Genomic DNA, 18,968 nt, shown 5'->3' with positions numbered 1-18,968 from the left:
GTGCGTGCGTCCGCTTCGGCGTCGGCGTCGGCTCGCGGTGATCCGTGTGCCGCCGTCGTGAAGTCTCCGGCGCGGGGGCGTTCGGGCGCACTGGTGCCCGTCGCCGTATCCGTCGGGGGGTTGTCCCCACCCTCCGACGACCTCGCCTCATGTGAACCAGTTAAAGACGCGACGGGAGCGCCCACCTCCTCCGGCGGGACGAAAGGCCCCTGGGTCCTTGTGCTGACGAACCCCTAGGGGTTCTGCACCCTTCGATGGACCCGAAGTGAGGGATACCGCCGGAAACACCCGTGGTGAGAAGGTGTTCCCCGCGGATGCGTGCACGGTGAAGGGGGTTCGATGGGCATCGGGGAGAAAGCGGAACCGCCCCTCGGGGAGGAGCCGGCCGGTCCGGCCGACGCGATCGTCCCGCCGGCCGGACCCTCCGGGGGAATCGTTTCCGCCACGGAGGAACCGGCGGCCGGCGCCCCCGCACCGGGCCGCCCGAAGACCGTGGTCGTCGTCTCGCTGATGCTGACCATGAGCCTCGTCGCCCTCGACGCCGCCGTGGTCTCCACGGCCGTCCCCCAGATCGTCGGCGACCTCGGCGGCTTCGCCGTGTTCTCGTGGATCTTCGCCGGGTACGTCCTCGCCACCACCGTCTCGCTCCCCGTCTACGGCAAGCTGTCCGACACCCACGGCCGCAAGCCCGTGCTGATCTTCGGTACGGCCCTGTTCCTCGTCGGCTCCGTGCTCTGCGCGCTCGCCTGGAACATGCCGGCCCTCATCGCCTTCCGGATCATCCAGGGGCTGGGCGGCGGCGCCCTCCAGGGCACGGTCCAGACCCTCGCCGCCGACCTCTACCCGGGCCGGGAACGCCCCCGCATCCAGGCCCGGATGTCTGCGGTGTGGGCCGTGTCCGCCCTGGCCGGCCCGGCCGTCGGCGGCCTGATCGCCACGTACGCCGACTGGCGGTGGATCTTCCTGGTCAACGTGCCGCCGGCCGCCGTGGCCCTGTGGTTCATCGCCCGCCACCTCGTCGAACCCGTACGCCCGCCCGGCCGCCGGGGGCCCGTCGACTGGGCGGGCGCCCTCGGGGTCTTCGCCTGCGGCGGAGTGCTGCTCTTCGCCCTGGTGCAGGGCGGCGTCGCCTGGCCCTGGCTGTCGGCGCCCTCCCTGGGGCTGTTCGGCGCGAGCGCGCTGCTGGCCGCGGTGGTGGTCCGGGTGGAGCGCCGGGCCGCCGAACCGATCCTGCCCGGCTGGGTCTGGCGCCGCCGCACCATCGCGGCCGTCAACCTCGCCATGGGCGCCCTCGGCCTGCTGATCGTCGCCCCACAGGTGTTCCTGCCGATCTACGCCCAGAGCGTGTTGGGCCTCGGGGCCGTCGGAGCCGGGCTCCTCACCTCGGCGATGACCCTGACCTGGCCCCTCACCGCCGCCCTGTCCCAACACGTCTACCGGCGCGTCGGCTTCCGCGACAGCGCCGTCCTCGGGGTGGGGATCGCCGCCTTGGCCCTGTTCGGCTTCACCCTGCTCCCGTACCCGGGCTCGGTGTGGCAGCCCGCACTGGTCATGCTGCTGCTGGGCGGCGCCCTCGGCCTGTTCCAACTGCCGCTGATCGTCGGGGTGCAGTCCACCGTCGGGTGGGCGGAACGGGGCACCACCACGGCCTCCGTGCTGTTCTCCCGGCAGGTCGGCCAGAGCGTGGGAGCAGCCCTGACGGGGGCCGTCGCCAACGCCACCATGGCCGCCCGACTCGCGGACGCCCCCGTGGCGGGGCTGCCGGACCACCTGGACGACGTGTCGAAGGCCCTCGACCGGCCGGGACAGCTCCCGCCGGCCGCCGCCGACTACCTGCGGGAGGCCGTGGACGCCGCGGTGGACCACGTCTTCCTCGGCGCGACGGCCGCGGCGGTGGCGGCCCTGGTGGTGCTGCTCCTGGTCGCACCGCGGAAGTTCCCGGTCCTGCCCGACCGGCAGTAGACCGCTCGGGTTGTCATGGCCCTAACGAATGGGCTATCTGTCTACCCACGGACACCACCCGGGGGAACACATGACTTCCGCACTCTTCGCCCTGCTCTTACTGGCGGCCCTGACCTGCCCCGTCGCCCTGCGACTGCGCCGCAACCCCGGCTTCGTCACCGGGCGCGACGGCCGGCTCTCCACCTCCACCACCCTGGCCCTGGCCTGGACGGTGATCCTGCTCTGGCTGCTGTTCACGATCCTCGCGTACGGGCTGACAGCCGGCGGCGGCGTCGACTGGTTCCAGGGCGAACACGGCCCGCTGTCCTCGCTGACCACGGTGTACCTGCCGCTGCTCGGCGGCCCGTACGTGGCCCTCATCGCGGCGAAGACCGTCGTCGGGGTGCGCGTGGAGAACGGCAGCATGGCCAAACCCGCCCCGAAGCCGACCCCCGGCGGCCGCCGGCCCCTGCGCGACCTCATCGCGAACGACAGCGGCCGGACCGACCTGATGGACCTCCAGTACGTCGCCCTCAGCGCGGTCACGATGCTCTACGTCGTGCTGTTCTTCCTCTCGGACGTCGGCGGCGGGCTCCCCCGCCTCCCCTCGGAGATCTGGGCCCTGACCGGCGCCCCGGCGGGCGCCTACCTGGTGAACAAGATGGCCACCCGGGCCAACCCGGTGATCACCGACGTCGCCCTCGCCGACGGCGTCGTCACCGTGTCGGGCGGCGGCTTCCAGGACGCCCGGGTGAGCGTGGACGACACCGCCGTCCCCTCGACCCTGGACCCCACGACGTCCACCCTCACGGCCCCCCTCCCGGACGGAACCGCCCCCGCCTTCACCGTGGTGGTGACCTCACACGGCCTCAGGAGCGACCCGTACCACTTCCCGCGCCCCGACATCCCCGATCAGGCCCGGCGCCGCGCGTAGTAGCGGGCCACCCGCGCCCGGTTCCCGCACGCGCCCGCCACGCACCACCGCCGCCGCGGGTGCGCCGGGAGGAACAGCAGCACGCACTCCGCCCCCTCGCACTCCCGCACCTCCCCCACCCGCGGCCCGGTGAGCAGTTCCGTCACCGCCTCGGCGAGTTCCGCCGCGAGGCGCGCCGCCGGGTCGGGGGTCGGGCGCCGGCGATCGGCCGCCAACCCGGCCCCGGCGGTCCAGGTCAGCTCCCGGTGGGCGGGGGCGCCCGCCAGGGCGGCGTTCAGCACGCGCAGCGCGTCGACCGGCGGCCGCTCACCGCCCCGTACGGCGGCCAACGCGGCCCGCGCCGCCTCCCGTACCGCGACCACCGCGACCACCTCGGCCTCCCCGACCCCGCCGGCGACCGGCCCCAACCGCCCGTCCTGTTCGGCCAACCACCGGGCCAGGCCCTCGGGTTCGGCGATGAGGTCCCCGTCGGCGGGACGGGTGTTCAGCAGGTCGAGCGCGAGGTGCTCGCCGATGAGCGGAAAGTTCACAGTCACACGACTAATGCTACCCAATCCCCTTGACCCATTAGCCCTGCTCCCCGAGACTAATGGAACAAGCACCCCAGGAGGCATGTGATGACCGTGGCCCGCATCCAGCACCGCACCGTCGACGTGGACGGCGTCACCGTCGCCTACCGCGAGAGCGGCCCGGCCGACGCCCCCGTACTGCTGCTCCTGCACGGCTTCCCGACCTCCTCCCACCAGTTCACCCGCCTCATGGACGCCCTGGCCGACACCCCGTACCGGCTCATCGCCCCCGACTACCCCGGCTTCGGCCGGACCGAGACCCCGAACGGGTTCACATACTCCTTCGACCGGCTCGCGGACATCGTCGAGGGCTTCACCGACGCCCTCGCCCTGGACCGCTTCGCGCTGTACGTCTTCGACTTCGGCGCCCCGGTAGGCCTGCGGGTCGCCGCGCGGCGACCCGAGCGGGTGACGGGCCTCATCGTGCAGAACGGCAACGCCTACGAGGAGGGACTGTCGGACGCGGCCCGCGAGTTCGCCGGGCTGCGCCGGGAGGTGCCCGGCGACGAGGAGAAGGTCCGCGGACTGTTCACCGAGGAGGGCACCCGCTTCCAGTACGAGACCGGGGTCGCCGACACCGCGCTGATCTCCCCGGACTCCTGGACCCTGGACCTCCACCACCTCGCCCGCCCCGGCCGCGCGGACGCCCAGGCCGACCTGGCCTTCGACTACGCGTCGAACTTCGCCCACTACCCCGCCTGGCAGGCATGGCTCCGCTCGGCGCGACTCCCCGTCCTGGTCCTCTGGGGCGCGGGCGACCCCTTCTTCACCCCGGCCGGAGCCAAGGCGTACCTGCGGGACGTGCCGGACGCGGAGGTACACGTCATCGAGGGCGCGGGCCACTTCGCCCTCGAAACCCACCTCCCCACCATCGCCCCCCTGATCGCGGCCTTCCTCCCCACCCTCTGACCGAGTCGCGCCAAACGCCGGGGTCGGACGGTTGGTCGGGGACGACCCCGACCCCCCGCCCGACCCCCACCCCCAGCCCCGCCGGCGCTTGAGGCGCCCGACGCAGCCGGGACCCGCAACAACCAACAGCCACCGCCCGGCCAGGGCTACGGTCCCGCCGGCGCCCTCCCCGTAAGCGCCGCCAGGCTCGCCCGCACGTGGTTCATGTGCGCCCGCATCTCGTCCTGCGCCTCCTCGTGCTCCCGCAGGACCCGTTCCGTCTCCCGCCCGACCCGTTCCTCCCGCACCCGCGCCTGCGCCAGCACCTCCGACGCCCGGGCCTCGGCGTCCTCCTGCCCGTGCCGCGCCGACTCCTCCGCCTCGGCGAAGGCCCGCCGCGCGTCCGCCAGCCGCGCCTCGGCGTGGCGTTCCAGCTCCGCGTTCCGGGCTTCCAGTTCGGCTTCCCGCGCCGCCAGTTCGCGTTCGGCCGCGTCCCGGCGGTCCGCGTGTTCCTGCTCGCGTTCCGCCAGCAGTTCCTCCGACCGGCGGCGCGTCTCGACGAGGGAGGCGTGCGCGTCCGACCGCCAGGCCGCCGCGTCGTCCCGGGCCTCGCCCAGGGCGTCGTCCGCCTCGCGGCGCGCCCGCAGCAGTCCTTGTCGGGCCCGGACCTCCGTCTGTTCCCGTACCGCTTCCGCGTCCTGCCGCGCCAGTTCGGTCACCCGGTCCGCGTGTGCCTCGGCGGCGCCCTGGGTGGTGAACACGTCGGCGCGCGCGTCCGCGCGTACGCAGTCCGCCTCCTCCTGTGCGAGCAGCAGGATCCGCCGGGCCCGTTCGCTCAGGTCGTCGTACGTCTGCGGGGCCAGCGTGGCGACCTGCTCGCGCAGCCGCGCCGCCTCCGTCTCCATCTGCTTGGCCAGGACGGTCAACCGTGCCACGCGCTCCCAGGCCTCGTCCCGGCTGCCCGACAGGCGCACGAGGTACCGGTCGACCTCTTCCGGCCGGTAACCACGGCCGCGCACGGTCGCCAAACCCTGGGGACCGTGAGGTGACATGGGTGCACTCATCCTGAAGCGCCTCTCTCGCGGGGATTCCTGTCAAGGATGCGTCATTTGCGAGCAGAAGCCGGAATGGCCGGGCCGGAACCCCGTTCGAGGGTTCCGGCCCGGCCATAACACCGACCCTCGGGTCAGAGGAGTCCGTCCCACATCTGTTCCAGCAGCACCGACCACCAGCTCTCCGGCGATGCCAGCGCCGCGCTGTCGAGGCCCGCCAGATTCGTCTGGAAATCGACCGTCCAGCGTCCCGCCTGCTCGGGCGTCAGGTGCTGGCGCAGCCGCCACATGTGCCCCAGCATCGCCAGCGACCGCACGAACTGCGGCAGGCTGGAGTTGACGAACTGCGGCGGTACCGGCGCACCGCCCGGCCCGGCCTCCACCGGGACCGCCACGATGTGCGCCGTCCCGTACTGCACGCAGAGCGCCTTGCCGAAGTCGCTTCCGACGACGAGGTACGAGCCCGCGTCCGACGCCGGCTGCACCTGTCGCTGCGCCGCCAACTCGGCGAGTGTCGGCACCGGTTGGCCGGGCACGGCCTGCGCCCAGAAGAACGGGCCGAAGTCCACCGGCAGTCCCGACCACATGAGGGTCTGCGCCACGATCTCCGGCACGCCCTGTCGGGACACGGCCCGCTGGTCGAAGCGGAACACGCCCTGCGGGCCGAACGCCCCGGCCAGCTCCTGCGCGATCGCGTCCAACGGGATCGCCGGCTGGAGCGGGACCTGCGGCAGCGGGGCCCGTACCGGTGCGGGGCGCGCCGGACCGTCCGCCACCTGGTGGAGTTCGCTCTGGTGGGTGATGAGGTGGCGCATGCCCTGCTGACGGCTCGCGTGGTCCGTTCCGTACGGGGCCACGCTCGTGATCCGGACCTGGGGCCAGGTCTCGCGGATCATCCGCGCGCAGTAGCCGCCGGGCAGCTCGCAGGACCCCAACTCCGTGTGTAGTTCCAGCACCTGCTGCGGCGGCACGTTCATGGCGCGCAGCTCGTGCAGGATCTGCCACTCGGGGTGGGGGGTGCCGGGCGCCGAGCGGCGGATCAGCTGCTGCTCGGAGCCGTCGGGCGCACGGTAGCGCAGCACGGCCTGGTAGCCGGGGCCGACGGTGGGCACGCCGGACGCGGCGGGCGCCGGTGCCACGGGCTGCGGCGCCGGACCGGCGGGCGCGCCGGGCGCGCCGGGCGGACCGGGCGGCTGGGGTGCGCCGGGGCCGGCGAGCATCGTCGCGGCGTGGTGCGGCGTCCCGCCCCCGGGAGTACCGGGCGCACCGGGCGCACCGGGAGGTCGGGGCGGCTGTACGACGGCCGGACCCGCCAACATCGTCGCGGCGTGGTCGATCCCCGCGCCGGAAGAACCGGAAGAACCGGCGGAACCGGAACCACCGGGCGCACCCGGAGCCCCGGGCGGACCCGGAGGCGTCGGCGCACCAGGACCCGCCGGACCCACACCCGGACCCGCAAGCATCGTCGCCGCGTGATCCACCCCGGCACCGGGCACACCGGGCGGCTGCGGCGCACCGGGCGCACCCGGCGGCCTCGGCGGCTGCACGACGGCCGGACCCGCCAACATCGTCGCGGCATGGTCGATCCCCGCGCCGGAAGAACCGGCGGAACCGGAACCACCGGGCGCACCCGGAGCCCCGGGCGGACCCGGAGGCGTCGGCGGGACGGGCGGCTGTCCCGGAGCGGAGGCTCCGGGCGCACCGGGCGGTCCGGGCGGGCTCACGGACGCGCCCGAACCCGGCCGGGAGAGCTGGGCCTTGCTCGTCGGCGCGTCGGCGATGTCACCCGCGTCCGGCCCGTGCCCCAGGGCGGGCACGACCGCGGTCCGCGGCAGCCGGCTGCCACCGGCCATGAGCTGTGTCTGCGCGTCGGGGGCCGCCGCGGCCGGCGCGTCCTCCAGGTCCGACCCGGACAGCGGCGGCGCGAACACCGTCGCCGGCAGGGGTACGGAGCCCTCGTCCGCGCCGGAGTTCACATCGGTGCCGGCCCACGGCGTGGCCCCGACCGGGACCCCGTCGTTGGCGGTCGGCTCGTACGGGACCTCGCCGCCGCGCCGCAACGGCACGACGTCGCCGGGGGCGTCGGGGGCCGGGGTGGCGGGAGCGGAAGGGCTCCCGAGCGCGTCGACGGACTCCGCCGGAGCGGCTCCCCCATCCGACGACGGGCCCGCGTCCGACGAGGCCTCGGCCGGTGCCCGCGGGATCCCCGCACGGTCCGCCGCCTCCTGCAACCACTCGGGCGGGCTCAGCATGAACGAGGTCTGTTCCGAATCGATCCGCGGCGGCGGAACCGAAGCCTCCGACCCCGCCGGAGCGGTCGCGGCCCCGTACTCCTCCTCGTACCGCCGGATCACCTCACCCACCGGCAGCCCCGGCCACAGCGTCACCTCACCGCTGTCCCGCGCGATGACCAGCCGCTGCCGGCCGCCACCGGACACCGGACCGGCCGCCCGGTCCTCGGCCCACACCACGAAGCCCAGCCCGAACTCCCGCACCCGCACCTCACGGTGCTGGTACGCGGGCACGTCCCCGTTGATCCACTCCTCGGCGCGTTCCTGCGCCTGTGCGAACGTCACCATCGCGCCGTCACCCCTCCACCGGCGCGGAACCCGCCACCGGAACCGAACGAGCGAATCCGCCGTCCACCATCAGACCGGCCACCGTCTCCAGCTCCGGCGGGTTACCCGCCAAACGTTCGAGGAAGGCGTCGAAATCGGCACCGCACGGCAGCAACAGTCGCTCCACGCGCTCCTGCACCGACCAGCCGTCCCGGTCGCGCGCGTCGTCGTACGGAGAGAACCACACGGAGCCGATCTCCTCGCCCTTCACCTTCACCGCGAGCAGACCGCCCTGCGCGAAGGCCACGCACAGGTAGTCCTTCGTCAGGTGGTCCCGCAGACACTTGTTGACGTAGACGAGGTCGTTGACGGCCGCTTCCTCGCGCACCGTGAAGAACGGCTGGTCGACCAGCACCCCGAGGTCCACGTCCAGGCCCGCGCCCACCGGCGCGCAGCCGCCCGCCGCCTTCAGGAACGACCGGTACGCCTCCGGCAGCCGGTAACCGAGGTCTTCCTCGACGCCCTGCACCTGCTGCTCGGACACCGACACCACCGACTTCGGCAGTCCCAGGTGCGCCGGGCGCACTTCCTGGAGGGGGCGCGTGCCGCGCTTCTCGTGGTCCACGGGCGCCGTCGTCAGTCCGGCGTGGTGCCGCAGCAGTGCCTTCACCTCGACGGGGACCAGTTCCATCCGCCGCGTCCCGGCCACGTGGTGCCAGGTCCATCCGTGCGGGGTCGCCACCGGGCCGACGGTGTCCCACAGCTCGTGGCCCGCCTCCCGCATCGCCGCGTTGGCGGACACGTAGTCCGTCAGGCGCAGCTCGTCCACGCCGAAGCCCTCCGGCGGCTCGGCGATCTCCACCGCGGCGCGCGCGTAGGGCGAGAAATCGGGATGCCCGTCCCCGCTGATCCGTACTCCGTGGGGATGCCGAGCGGCCCGGACCGGGTCCGGGAAATGCACGACCTGCCCCGAGTAAGCGGCGTTGGGTGGCGCGGCCTGCTGCCCGAGCCGACCTGTCGTCATGGCGGTAGCCCCCTGCTGGATCTGGCTGGTTCACCACAGCCTATGTGCTCGGGCAAGGGGCTCACCCGCAGCCGAAGCAGCATGCCGGCTACACCCCCTCACATGGGGTGGGAAGAGCCGAATTGATACGAATATTCGACCCCGCTTCCCCACCACAGGGGACATTTGACAGGCTGTCCCCGCAGCACGGGGGCGTGCGCGACAGCGGCCCGCACCGCCGCCACGGGAGGGAACACGCAGCATGCAGAACACGGCAACACGCACAGACCGGACGGAACCGACGGAAGCCGGCCCCGCCGGCGATCCCCGCCTGCGCTGGAGCAGCACCGACGGCCCCGCCGTCCCCGTGCTCCGCTTCCGGCGCGACGGCATCCTCCCCACCGTCGCCGCCGCCCTGTCCGTACGCGGGGAGACCCTCACCGGCACCGCCGGGAAGGCCGACCAGCCACCCGTGCTGCACCCGCTCGTCCAGGACTTCCTCGACACCCTCACCAGCGGACAGCGGGAACGGTTCACCGGCCGATGTCCGGAAGCGATGCTCCTTTCCCGCCATCTCGCCGGCGTCGAGGGCGCCCGCAGCAAGCGCGCCTCCCGCAAGCCGCTGACGGCGAGCGAGGCGCGCCGTTCCCTGAAACAGGCCAGGATCACCGCCCGCCGCATCCGCGAGGACGGCGACCCGCTCCACGGGACCTACGCGCCCCCGTGCCGCTCCTGCGACGCCCTCCTCGCCCACTTCGGCGTACGTTCCGTCGACCTCACCCACTCCGAGTAGCCGCCATGAGCACCTCGTCCCCCTCGTCCGCCTCCTACGACCGTTCCTCGGCGACCCGTTTCCCGGGGCCGGTGGACTCCGCGCTGCGCACCGCCGGTTGGGAGCCGGGCCGCTGGGACATCAAGCAGGCCGAGTACTGGGCCGACGCCCTGCGCGACCACACCACCCCCGCCGGGCACCGGCACACCGTCTTCCCGGCGGCCGTCGAGGCCTGGGCCGAGTTCGGCGGTCTGACCGTGGCCGGGCCCGGGCCCGGCCGTCAGATAGCCCCCGCCCGCGTACGCCTGGACCCGCTCACCGGGCTCCACCTGGCCCGCACCTTCTGCGACCTCGGCCGCGCCCTGTCGACCGAGCTGAGCCCGCTCGGCTCCGAGACCGACGGGGGCTCGCACCTCGCCATCGACCGCGAGGGCCGTGTCTACGGCATCGACCACACCGGCGACTGGTTCCTCGGCGCGAGCCTCGACGAGGCGCTGGCCCTGCTCCTCACGGGTCTCCAGCCGGTCCGTCTCACCACGGGCTGACCCCGGTCGGGGGTCGGGGGGCCGCCCGCTCCCCCGACCTCCGGGTGCCCGCGTGCGGGGAAGTCGTCCCCTACCGCCGCTCGCGCGGCAGGACCGCCGACACCTTGAAGCCGCCGTCGTCCGTCGGCCCCGAGACGAACACCCCGCCGAGCCCGAGCACCCGTTCGCGCATCCCCACCAGGCCGTTGCCGCCGCTGGGCAGTCCCGGTTCGGCGGCCTTGCCGTCACACGGCCCGTTCTCCACCTGCATGGCCACCTCGCCGTCCCGGTGGGCCAGCCGTACGACGACCTTCGCGCCCGGCGCGTGCTTGTGGCAGTTGGTCAACGCCTCCTGCACCACCCGGTACGCGGTCTGTTCGACCTCGGCCGGATAGCCGGGGCACTCGCCCCGCACGTCCAGTTCGACGACCATCCCCGCCGTGCGGGACTGCCCGACCAGCGCCTCCAGTTCGTCCATCGACGGCCCGTCCTCGAAGATCCCCACCAACGCCGGCCGCGCCAGGGAGGCACTGGCCGGCTTCGGCGACTCGGCCCGCAGCACGCCCAGCATCTCGCGCAGTTCCGTCAGCGCCTGCCGCCCCATGTCGCCCACCAGGGCCGCGTTCTTCACGGCCTTCACGGGGTCCTTCGCGGCCACCGCCTGGAGGGCCGCCGCGTGCACCACCATCAGCGACACCCGGTGGGCGACCACGTCGTGCATCTCGCGCGCGATCCGCGTCCGTTCCTCCGTGCGGGCCCACTCGGCCCGCTCCTCGGCGCGGTCCGCCAACAGCGACAGTTCCCGCTCCAGCGAGTCCGCGCGTTCGTGGAGGCTCTCCATCAACCGGCGGCGCGCCCCGATGTACAGCCCGAGCAGCACCGGCGGCACGGTCAGCGCCACCGCAACGAACACGGACAGCACGACGACGAGCGTCCCGTCGGCCTCCACGTCCCCGCGCGTCCGCATGTACATCACGACGAACGTCCCGGCCAGCGACATCGACGCGAGCGTGGCGGTGATCCGGCGGGGCACGTCGGAGGAGGCCAGCGTGTACAGGCCCACCACCGCGAGGAGGAACCCCATCGCGGCGGGGGTGACGGCGACGGCCACCAGCACCACGGCGATGGGCCACCTGCGTCGCAGCACGAGCGTGGCCCCCACCACGACCCCGAACAGCACCCCGAGGACCACGGGAATGCCGGCCTCGTGGGCGAAGGGCACCCCCTCGACGGCGCACTCGGCGGCGGACACCGCACCGAGTCCCACGTCCAGCGCGGCGCTCCGCCGCCTCTCCCACCACCAGGGGCCGTCGCGCCCCATCCCGTCCCGCTCTTCCCCCGTACTGGTCATGCCGTCCAGCCTACGCAGGGGCCCCGGTCGGCAGGCGAGCGAAATTCCCGGGGACGAGGGGGTGCGACACCCCTCACGCGCGCCGCGCGACGCGCGTACTGCAAGGCACCGATCCATACCGTCGCGATGAGGGGTGGTGGTGCGGCATAGTAGGTCTCGTCGACTCGACCACCAGGGAGTAATGTCCGGTCAAGTCACGGTTGATCCCCTGTGGTGTAATTGGCAGCACTGAGGCTTTTGGTGCCTTATGTCCGGGTTCGAGTCCTGGCGGGGGAGCTTTCACACATGCGGGTCCCGACCTCCGGTCGGGACCCGGCTTCGTTTCCGCCCCCCGGCCCCCGGCTATCCTTCACGGGTCCACCCCCGAAGCCGAAGGGCACCCCCGTGAGCGCAACCCGCCCGGCAGCCGTCGTCGTACTCGCAGCGGGTGAAGGCACCCGCATGAAGTCGGCCACACCGAAGGTTCTGCACGAGATCAGCGGGCGTTCGCTCGTCGGTCACGTCGTCGCCGCCTCGCGCGAGCTCGACCCCGCACACCTCGTGGTCGTCGTCGGCCACGCACGCGAGCAGGTCACCGCGCACCTCGCCGACATCGACGCCGATGTCCGCACGGCCGTCCAGTACGAGCAGAACGGCACCGGACACGCCGTCCGGATGGCCCTCGAAGAACTCGGCGGCGAGCAGGCCGGCACCGTGGTCGTCGTCTGCGGCGACACCCCGCTGCTGACCGGCGAGACCCTCGCCGAACTCACCGCCACGCACGAGGCCGACGGCAACGCCGTCACCGTGCTGACCGCCGAGGTGCCCGACTCGACCGGCTACGGCCGCATCATCCGCGGCGCCGACGGCGCCGTCACCGCGATCGTCGAGCACAAGGACGCCACCGACGCGCAGCGCGCGATCCGTGAGATCAACTCGGGGGTCTTCGCGTTCGACGGGGCCCTGCTGAGCGACGCGCTGGGCAAGGTCCGCACGGACAACAGCCAGGGCGAGGAGTACCTCACCGACGTGCTCGGCATCCTGCGCGAGGCCGGCCACCGCGTCGGCGCGGCGGTCGGCGCCGACCACCGTCAGATCCTCGGCATCAACAACCGGGTGCAACTCGCCCAGGCGCGGGCCCTGCTGAACGCGCGCCTGCTGGAGAACGCGATGCTCTCCGGCGTGACCGTCGTCGACCCGGCGAGCACGCTGGTGGACGTGACGGTCACCTTCGGGCAGGACGCGGTCATCCACCCGGGTACGCAGCTCCTGGGTGCCACGCACATCGCGGAGGGCGCCGAGGTCGGCCCCAACACCCGCCTGAAGGACACCCGGGTCGGCCCCCGGGCGCGCGTCGACAACACGGTGGCGGACACCGCCGTGATCGGCGAGTCGGCGTCCGTCGGCCCGTTCGCGTACCTGCGTCCGGGGACGAACCTCGGCCTGAAGGCCAAGGCCGGCACCTACGTCGAGATGAAGAACGCGACCATCGGCGAGGGCACCAAGGTGCCGCACCTCTCGTACGTGGGCGACGCGACCATCGGCGAGTACACGAACATCGGCGCGGCCAGCGTGTTCGTGAACTACGACGGCGAGAACAAGCACCACACGACCATCGGTTCACACTGCAAGACGGGCTCGGACAACATGTTTGTGGCGCCCATCACCATCGGGGACGGCGCCTACACGGCGGCCGGCTCGGTGATCACGAAGGACGTCCCGGCCGGCGCGCTGGCCGTGGCCCGTGGCCAGCAGCGGAATATCGAGGGTTGGGTGGCCCGCAAGCGTCCGGGGAGCGCCGCGGCGACGGCGGCCCAGTCGGTGGCCCCGGAGGACTCCGACGGCCGTTGAGGTGAACTGACCGGAAACAGGTGCGCCCTGGACGGCGTACCGTGATAGGTGCACGCAATTCGGCTGGCTCACCGTGTGCGGGACGGACGCGCACGGGGGCGAGCAGCTTTCCACACGTCTGAGGAGACAGTGCTGTGACCGGGATCAAGACGACCGGCGAGAAGAAGCTGATGCTCTTCTCCGGCCGCGCCCACCCCGAGCTGGCCGAGGAGGTCGCACACCAGTTGGGTGTCGGTCTCGTGCCGACCAAGGCTTTCGACTTCGCCAACGGTGAGATCTACGTCCGCTTCCAGGAGTCGGCTCGTGGCGCGGACTGCTTCCTGATCCAGAGCCACACGGCTCCGATCAACAAGTGGATCATGGAGCAGCTGATCATGATCGACGCGCTGAAGCGCGCGTCGGCCCGCTCCATCACCGTGATCGTCCCGTCCTACGGGTACGCCCGCCAGGACAAGAAGCACAAGGGCCGCGAGCCGATCTCGGCGCGCCTGGTCGCGGACCTGCTGAAGACGGCCGGTGCGGACCGCATCCTGACCGTCGACCTGCACACCGACCAGATCCAGGGCTTCTTCGACGGCCCGGTCGACCACCTGTCCGCCCTCACCGTCCTCGCGGACTACGTCGGCGCCAAGGTGGACCGCACCAAGCTCACGATCGTCTCCCCGGACGCCGGTCGCGTGCGCGTGGCCGACCGCTGGTGCGACCGTCTGGACGCGCCGCTGGCCATCGTGCACAAGCGCCGCGACAAGGACGTCGCCAACCAGGTGACCGTCCACGAGGTCGTCGGTGAGGTCAAGGGCCGCGTCTGCGTCCTGGTCGACGACATGATCGACACGGGTGGCACCATCTGCGCCGCCGCCGACGCGCTGTTCGCGCACGGCGCGGAGGACGTCATCGTGACGGCCACGCACGGCATCCTGTCCGGCCCCGCGGCCGACCGCCTGAAGAACTCCAAGGTCAGCGAGTTCGTGTTCACGAACACCCTGCCCGACCCGTCGGACCTGGAGCTCGACAAGATCACGGTGCTGTCGATCGCCCCGATGATCGCGCGCGCCGTGCGCGAGGTCTTCGAGGACGGCTCGGTCACCAGCCTGTTCGAGGAGCAGCAGTAGGCGCTCCCGCCGCTGCGCGGTAGATCCTTTTGGGTACGGCCTCCCGGCCGGGTAGACTCCACGAGTTGCTCGGCGAGGGAGGCCGTACCTGTTCACACGGGTGCCGGCGCTCCGTTATCGACGCGCTCTTCGTAGCAGGCCGTTCCGGCCGGGTGACTGTCGTCCATTTCCGTCACCCCACGAGGAGTGAGCATGTCCGAGGTCAAGCTTTCCGCCCAGCTCCGTGACACCTTCGGCAAGGGCTCTGCCCGTCAGGCGCGTCGCGACGCCCTGACCCCCGCCGTCATCTACGGCCACGGCACCGACCCGAAGCACGTCAACGTCGACGCCCACGCCCTTCAGCTGGCGCTGCGCACCCCGAACGTCCTGCTCTCCCTGGACCTCGGCGACGCCGGCACCGAGCTGGTCATCCCGAAGGCCGTGCAGAAGCACCCCCTGAAGCGCACGATCTCCCACGTCGACTTCCTGATCGTCAAGAAGGGCGAGAAGGTCACCGTCGACGTCGCGATCGTCACCGAGGGCGAGCTGGCCGCCGGCGGCAACATGCTGGAGACCCTCCAGAACACCATCTCCGTCGAGGCCGAGGCCACCCACATCCCGACCGAGGTCACCGTCTCCATCGCGGGCCTCGAGGCCGGCGCCACCATCCACGCCAAGGACCTGGTCCTCCCGAAGGGCACCACCCTGGCCGTCGACGGCGACATCGCCGTCCTCCAGGTCGTCGCCCCGCAGGCCGAGGAGCCGACCGCCGAGGCCGAGGCCACCGAGGCCTGAGCCTCTCCCTCCCCTCTCGGCACTTGCTGAACGACCGCCGTCCGGCTCCACTGGAGCGGGACGGCGGTCGTCTTCGTTAAGGAGCTTTTTGATGTCGGACGACACGGCCCCCTGGCTGATCGTCGGTCTCGGGAACCCCGGGGCGGAGTACGCGGGCAACCGCCACAACATCGGGTTCATGGTCGTGGACCTGCTGGCCGAGCGGATGCGCGGCAAGTTCAAGGCGCACAAGGCGCGGGCGCAGGTGGTCGAGGGCCGGATCGGCCCGCCCGGCCCGGCGAACCGTCGGGTGGTGCTGGCCAAGCCCATGTCGTTCATGAACCTGTCGGGCGGCCCGGTGACGGCGCTGCGCGACTTCTACAAGGTTCCGTTGGACCGGATCGTCGCGGTCCACGACGAGTTGGACATCGACTACCCGACGCTGCGCCTGAAGCTGGGCGGCGGGGACAACGGCCACAACGGCCTGAAGTCGATGACGAAGGCGATGGGGCCGGACTACCACCGGGTCCGCTGCGGCATCGGCCGGCCGCCAGGCCGGATGCAGGTGGCGGACTTCGTGCTGAAGGACTTCTCGTCCACGGAGCGCAAGGAGCTGGACTGGTTCGTCGACCGTTCGGCGGACGCGGTGGAGTGTCTGATCCAGGAGGGTCTGGAGCGCGCGCAGTCCACCTACAACTCCTGACGGAGGCCACACGCGAAGGAAGCCCCCGCCGATCCGGCGGGGGCTTCCTTCGCGTCTGCGGGGTGCGTCAGCCGGTGTTGCGCAGACCGGCGGCGACTCCGTTGACGGTGAGCAGCAGGGCTCGGGCGAGCAGCGGGTCGGCTTCCTCGCCGCGCTCGGCCGCGGCGCGCTGGCGGGCCAGCAGGGAGACCTGGAGGTAGGAGATCGGGTCCAGGTAGGCGTCACGGACGGCGAAGGTCTGCTGGAGCACCGGGTGGGAGTCCAGGAGCTCGTGTCCGCCGGTGATGCGCAGTACCTCGCGGACGGTCAGCTCGTGTTCGGCCTCGATGCGGGCGAAGACGTGCTTCAGCTCGTCGGGGACGAGGGTGTCCACGTAGTGCCGGGCGATCCGCAGGTCGGTCTTGGCCAGGGTCATCTCGACGTTGGACAGGAAGTTGCGGAAGAAGTGCCACCGCTCTCCCATCTCGCTGAGGACCATGTCCTGGCCGGCCTCGCGGAGGGCCTTGAGGCCCGAGCCGACTCCGTACCAGCCGGGCACGATCTGGCGGGACTGGGTCCAGCCGAACACCCACGGGATGGCGCGCAGGCCGTCGAGGCCGGCTCCGGAGTCGGGGCGGCGGGAGGGCCGGGACCCGAGGTGGAGATCGGCGAGCTGGTCGACGGGGGTCGCGGCGAAGAAGTACGCCGGCAGGTCGGGGTCCTCGACGAGCGCGCGGTAGGCGCCGTGCGCGGCGTCGGAGACGGTGTCCATCGCGGCGTCCCAGCGGGCGAGGTCGTCGTCGGACTGGCGCGGGGCGGTGTGCAGGGCGGAGGCCTGCAGGGTGGCCGCGACGGTCAGTTCGAGATTCTCGCGGGCCAGGGACGGGACGAGGTACTTGTCGGAGATGACCTCGCCCTGCTCGGTGACCTTGATCTCGCCTTCGAGGGTGCCCCAGGGCTGGGCGAGGATCGCGTCGTGCGAGGGGCCGCCGCCGCGGCCGACGGTGCCGCCGCGGCCGTGGAACAGGCGCAGGCGGACCCCGTAGCGGTGGGCGACGTCGCGCAGCCGGCGCTGGGCGCGGTGGATCTCCCACTGGCTGGTGGTGATGCCGCCGAACTTGCTGGAGTCGGAGTAGCCGAGCATGACCTCCTGGACGTCGCCGCGCAGGGAGACGAGGCGCCGGTAGGAGGGGTCGGCGAGCATGGCGTCGAGGATGACGTCGGCGGCCTTGAGCTCGTCGGTGGTCTCCAGGAGCGGCACGATGCCGATCTTGGCCCAGCCGGCGTGGAGGTCGATGAGGCCTGCCTCGCGGGCGAGGACGGCGGCGGCGAAGACGTCGTCGGCGCCCTGGCACATCGAGATGATGTACGACTCGATGACCTCGGGGCCGAACTTCTCGAAGGCGTCCTTGATGGCGCCGAAGACGCCGAGGGTCTTCTGTCCGGCGGCGTCGAGCGGCGCGGGCGTGGGCGCGAGGGGCCGACGGGAGCGGAGCTCCTTCGCGAGGAGCTTGCCGCGGTAGTCGCGGGGCATGTCGGCGTAGCGCCAGGACTCCTCGCCGAGCCGGTCGAAGAGCTGGCCGAGCGCGTGGTGGTGCGCGTCGGCGTGCTCGCGCACGTCCATGGTCGCGAGCTGGAGCCCGAAGGCGGCCAGGGTGCGGATGGTGCGGTCCATGCGGCCGTCGGCGAAGAGGGCGCCGCGGTGTTCGCGCAGGGACGTCTGGATGAGGGTGAGGTCCGTGAGGAGCTCGGCGGTGCCGAGGTAGTCGCGGCCTTCCTCGTGGCCGGTGCCCTTGGCGAGGCGCTCGCGGGTGTTGACGAGCTTCTGCCGGATGCAGGTGGCCTTGAGGCGGTAGGGCTCCTCGGCGTTCAGCCGCTTGTAGCGGGGGCTGATCTCGGGGAGTCGTTCCAGGTCCGCCTGGAGGGAGTCGAGGAGTTCCTCGGTGGCCCCGGTGTAGCGGATGGAGTTGGACAGGAGCCCGCGCAGGAAGTCGACGAGTTCGAGGGCGTCGGTGATGCCGTGCTCGTGCTGGAGGATCAGCACGTCCCGGGTGACGTCGGGGGTGACGTTCGGGTTGCCGTCGCGGTCGCCGCCGATCCAGGTGCCGAAGGTGAGCGGGCGGGTGCCGGCCGGGATCTCGACGCCGACGCGCTGGAGTTCGGCGGCGAGGTCTTCGAGGACGTCACCGACGGCGCCGGCGTGCAGCTCGTCGAGGTAGTAGATGGCGTTGCGGGCCTCGTCGGCGGGCTCGGGACGCACGACGCGCAGCTCGTCGGTCTGCCAGACGAGGTCGATGTTCTCGGCGAGGCGCAGGTCGTGGCGGCGGCGGTCGCCCGCGCCGGTGACGGGCTCCTCCAGGAGCGCGGCGATGCGGCGCAGCTTGTTGAGGACGCTGCGGCGGGCCGCCTCGGTGGGGTGCGCGGTGAAGACCGGGCGGACGTTGAGGTTCTTGACCGTCTCGCGCAGGTGCTCGGGGTCGGCGTCCTTGAGCATGTCGGCGGTACGGGCGAGGAGCCCGCCCTCGGCGGCGCGGTGGGCGCGCAGTTCCTTGCCACGGTGCACCTGCTCGGTGACGTTGGCGAGGTGGAAGTACGTGGAGAAGGCGCGCACCAGCTTGGCGGCGGTCTCCAGGTCGGTGTCCCCGAGCAGCTCGGCGGCGGCTTCGCCGTCGGTGCGGGTGAGCGCGCGGACGCGTTCGACGAGGTCGAGGAGGTCTTGGCCCTCTTGGCGTACGAGGGTCTCCCCGAGGAGGTCTCCGAGGCGGCGGATGTCCGCGCGCAGCTCGGCGTTCGCGGTTTCGGCCCGGTCGGTGTCGGCCTGGGTGACGGGGGCCTGGGGGGCCTGGTCAGCACTGCTCACAGGTGCGGCTCCTTGCAGTGTTCGAGCGCTACTGGGCGGTGGGCTCCCTGCCGTGCGCCGCGGCGCCTCCCGGATCTCGTCCGGGGGTGTCCCCGCTGGTGCGCAGCTCGGGCTGCCCGTGCGGACCGCGCTGTCCGAC

General features: G+C 72.5%; 15 protein-coding genes and 1 tRNA gene. 10 read left to right on the top strand and 6 right to left on the bottom strand.

The genetic code is table 11. From position 1 onward, the window contains the following. Window positions 1-339 precede the first annotated feature (339 nt). Both OG906_RS20370 and OG906_RS20365 read left to right on the top strand, forming a co-directional pair. Window positions 340-1,962 (top strand): MFS transporter, encoded by a 1,623-nt coding sequence (locus OG906_RS20370; protein ID WP_392891324.1) that lies wholly within the window; start codon window positions 340-342, stop codon window positions 1,960-1,962. A gap of 70 nt (window positions 1,963-2,032) precedes the next feature. Then, on the top strand, window positions 2,033-2,875 hold the full coding sequence (locus OG906_RS20365; protein ID WP_329444703.1) for a hypothetical protein: 843 nt from the start codon (window positions 2,033-2,035) through the stop codon (window positions 2,873-2,875). Here OG906_RS20365 and OG906_RS20360 read toward each other — a convergent pair. Then, window positions 2,854-3,411: an ABATE domain-containing protein gene (locus OG906_RS20360; RefSeq protein WP_329444702.1), complete on the bottom strand. Its 558-nt coding sequence runs from the start codon at window positions 3,409-3,411 to the stop codon at window positions 2,854-2,856. The genes OG906_RS20365 and OG906_RS20360 overlap by 22 nt on opposite strands. A gap of 81 nt (window positions 3,412-3,492) precedes the next feature. On the opposite strand from OG906_RS20360, the gene OG906_RS20355 reads away from it, so the two are divergent. Continuing rightward, entirely contained in the window at window positions 3,493-4,353 is an 861-nt protein-coding gene (locus OG906_RS20355) for an alpha/beta fold hydrolase (RefSeq protein WP_267826082.1), read from the top strand. Window positions 4,354-4,499: 146 nt separating this feature from the next. Here the strand turns inward: OG906_RS20355 and OG906_RS20350 are convergent, their stop codons facing one another. The 3 genes from OG906_RS20350 to OG906_RS20340 form a co-directional block, all read right to left on the bottom strand. Then, entirely contained in the window at window positions 4,500-5,384 is an 885-nt protein-coding gene (locus tag OG906_RS20350) for a cellulose-binding protein (RefSeq protein WP_329444700.1), read from the bottom strand. A gap of 134 nt (window positions 5,385-5,518) precedes the next feature. Beyond that, window positions 5,519-7,963 (bottom strand): SUKH-4 family immunity protein, encoded by a 2,445-nt coding sequence (locus OG906_RS20345; RefSeq protein ID WP_329444699.1) that lies wholly within the window; start codon window positions 7,961-7,963, stop codon window positions 5,519-5,521. A gap of 7 nt (window positions 7,964-7,970) precedes the next feature. Next, on the bottom strand, window positions 7,971-8,966 hold the full coding sequence (locus OG906_RS20340) for an SMI1/KNR4 family protein (protein WP_329444697.1): 996 nt from the start codon (window positions 8,964-8,966) through the stop codon (window positions 7,971-7,973). A gap of 241 nt (window positions 8,967-9,207) precedes the next feature. Between OG906_RS20340 and OG906_RS20335 the strand changes: the two genes are divergently transcribed. Next, window positions 9,208-9,738, top strand: a complete 531-nt coding sequence (locus tag OG906_RS20335; RefSeq protein WP_267796216.1) for a YwqJ-related putative deaminase — start codon at window positions 9,208-9,210, stop codon at window positions 9,736-9,738. A gap of 5 nt (window positions 9,739-9,743) precedes the next feature. Further along, on the top strand, window positions 9,744-10,262 hold the full coding sequence (locus OG906_RS20330) for an SUKH-3 domain-containing protein (protein WP_267796217.1): 519 nt from the start codon (window positions 9,744-9,746) through the stop codon (window positions 10,260-10,262). A gap of 70 nt (window positions 10,263-10,332) precedes the next feature. Here OG906_RS20330 and OG906_RS20325 read toward each other — a convergent pair whose 3' ends face one another. Beyond that, window positions 10,333-11,592 carry a sensor histidine kinase gene (locus tag OG906_RS20325; RefSeq protein WP_329444694.1) on the bottom strand — a complete coding sequence of 420 codons (1,260 nt, stop codon included), beginning with the start codon at window positions 11,590-11,592 and terminating at the stop codon, window positions 10,333-10,335. Window positions 11,593-11,796: 204 nt separating this feature from the next. Here OG906_RS20325 and OG906_RS20320 point away from each other — a divergent pair. From OG906_RS20320 to pth, 5 genes are all read left to right on the top strand, one after another. After that, window positions 11,797-11,868: transfer RNA gene (locus OG906_RS20320), tRNA-Gln, on the top strand. A gap of 108 nt (window positions 11,869-11,976) precedes the next feature. Next, window positions 11,977-13,422, top strand: coding sequence for a bifunctional UDP-N-acetylglucosamine diphosphorylase/glucosamine-1-phosphate N-acetyltransferase GlmU (gene glmU, locus OG906_RS20315; RefSeq protein ID WP_329444692.1), 1,446 nt, complete (start codon window positions 11,977-11,979; stop codon window positions 13,420-13,422). Between the two features lie 134 nt (window positions 13,423-13,556). Next, window positions 13,557-14,534 (top strand): ribose-phosphate diphosphokinase, encoded by a 978-nt coding sequence (locus tag OG906_RS20310; protein ID WP_053679484.1) that lies wholly within the window; start codon window positions 13,557-13,559, stop codon window positions 14,532-14,534. Between the two features lie 192 nt (window positions 14,535-14,726). Beyond that, window positions 14,727-15,308, top strand: coding sequence for a 50S ribosomal protein L25/general stress protein Ctc (locus tag OG906_RS20305; RefSeq protein ID WP_329444690.1), 582 nt, complete (start codon window positions 14,727-14,729; stop codon window positions 15,306-15,308). A gap of 91 nt (window positions 15,309-15,399) precedes the next feature. Next, window positions 15,400-15,990 (top strand): aminoacyl-tRNA hydrolase, encoded by a 591-nt coding sequence (pth, locus tag OG906_RS20300; protein ID WP_053679488.1) that lies wholly within the window; start codon window positions 15,400-15,402, stop codon window positions 15,988-15,990. Between the two features lie 67 nt (window positions 15,991-16,057). Here pth and ppc read toward each other — a convergent pair whose 3' ends face one another. Further along, entirely contained in the window at window positions 16,058-18,751 is a 2,694-nt protein-coding gene (gene ppc / locus OG906_RS20295) for a phosphoenolpyruvate carboxylase (RefSeq protein WP_267796246.1), read from the bottom strand. Between the last annotated feature and the right edge of the window lie 217 nt (window positions 18,752-18,968).

Source organism: Streptomyces sp. NBC_01426, assembly GCF_036231985.1.
Taxonomy (GTDB): domain Bacteria; phylum Actinomycetota; class Actinomycetes; order Streptomycetales; family Streptomycetaceae; genus Streptomyces.
The sequence above is the reverse complement of the archived record's forward strand: the minus strand, read 5'-3'. Positions and strand labels throughout refer to the sequence as shown.

Bases quoted from the DNA above. Each gene is read 5' to 3' on its own strand.
- OG906_RS20370 (WP_392891324.1), top strand. From the start codon at position 340: ATGGGCATCGGGGAGAAAGCGGAACCGCCCCTCGGGGAGGAGCCGGCC.
- OG906_RS20365 (WP_329444703.1), top strand. From the start codon at position 2,033: ATGACTTCCGCACTCTTCGCCCTGCTCTTACTGGCGGCCCTGACCTGC.
- OG906_RS20355 (WP_267826082.1), top strand. From the start codon at position 3,493: ATGACCGTGGCCCGCATCCAGCACCGCACCGTCGACGTGGACGGCGTC.
- OG906_RS20350 (WP_329444700.1), bottom strand. From the start codon at position 5,384: ATGTCACCTCACGGTCCCCAGGGTTTGGCGACCGTGCGCGGCCGTGGT.
- OG906_RS20345 (WP_329444699.1), bottom strand. From the start codon at position 7,963: ATGGTGACGTTCGCACAGGCGCAGGAACGCGCCGAGGAGTGGATCAAC.
- OG906_RS20340 (WP_329444697.1), bottom strand. From the start codon at position 8,966: ATGACGACAGGTCGGCTCGGGCAGCAGGCCGCGCCACCCAACGCCGCT.
- OG906_RS20335 (WP_267796216.1), top strand. From the start codon at position 9,208: ATGCAGAACACGGCAACACGCACAGACCGGACGGAACCGACGGAAGCC.
- OG906_RS20330 (WP_267796217.1), top strand. From the start codon at position 9,744: ATGAGCACCTCGTCCCCCTCGTCCGCCTCCTACGACCGTTCCTCGGCG.
- OG906_RS20325 (WP_329444694.1), bottom strand. From the start codon at position 11,592: ATGACCAGTACGGGGGAAGAGCGGGACGGGATGGGGCGCGACGGCCCC.
- OG906_RS20305 (WP_329444690.1), top strand. From the start codon at position 14,727: ATGTCCGAGGTCAAGCTTTCCGCCCAGCTCCGTGACACCTTCGGCAAG.
- pth (WP_053679488.1), top strand. From the start codon at position 15,400: ATGTCGGACGACACGGCCCCCTGGCTGATCGTCGGTCTCGGGAACCCC.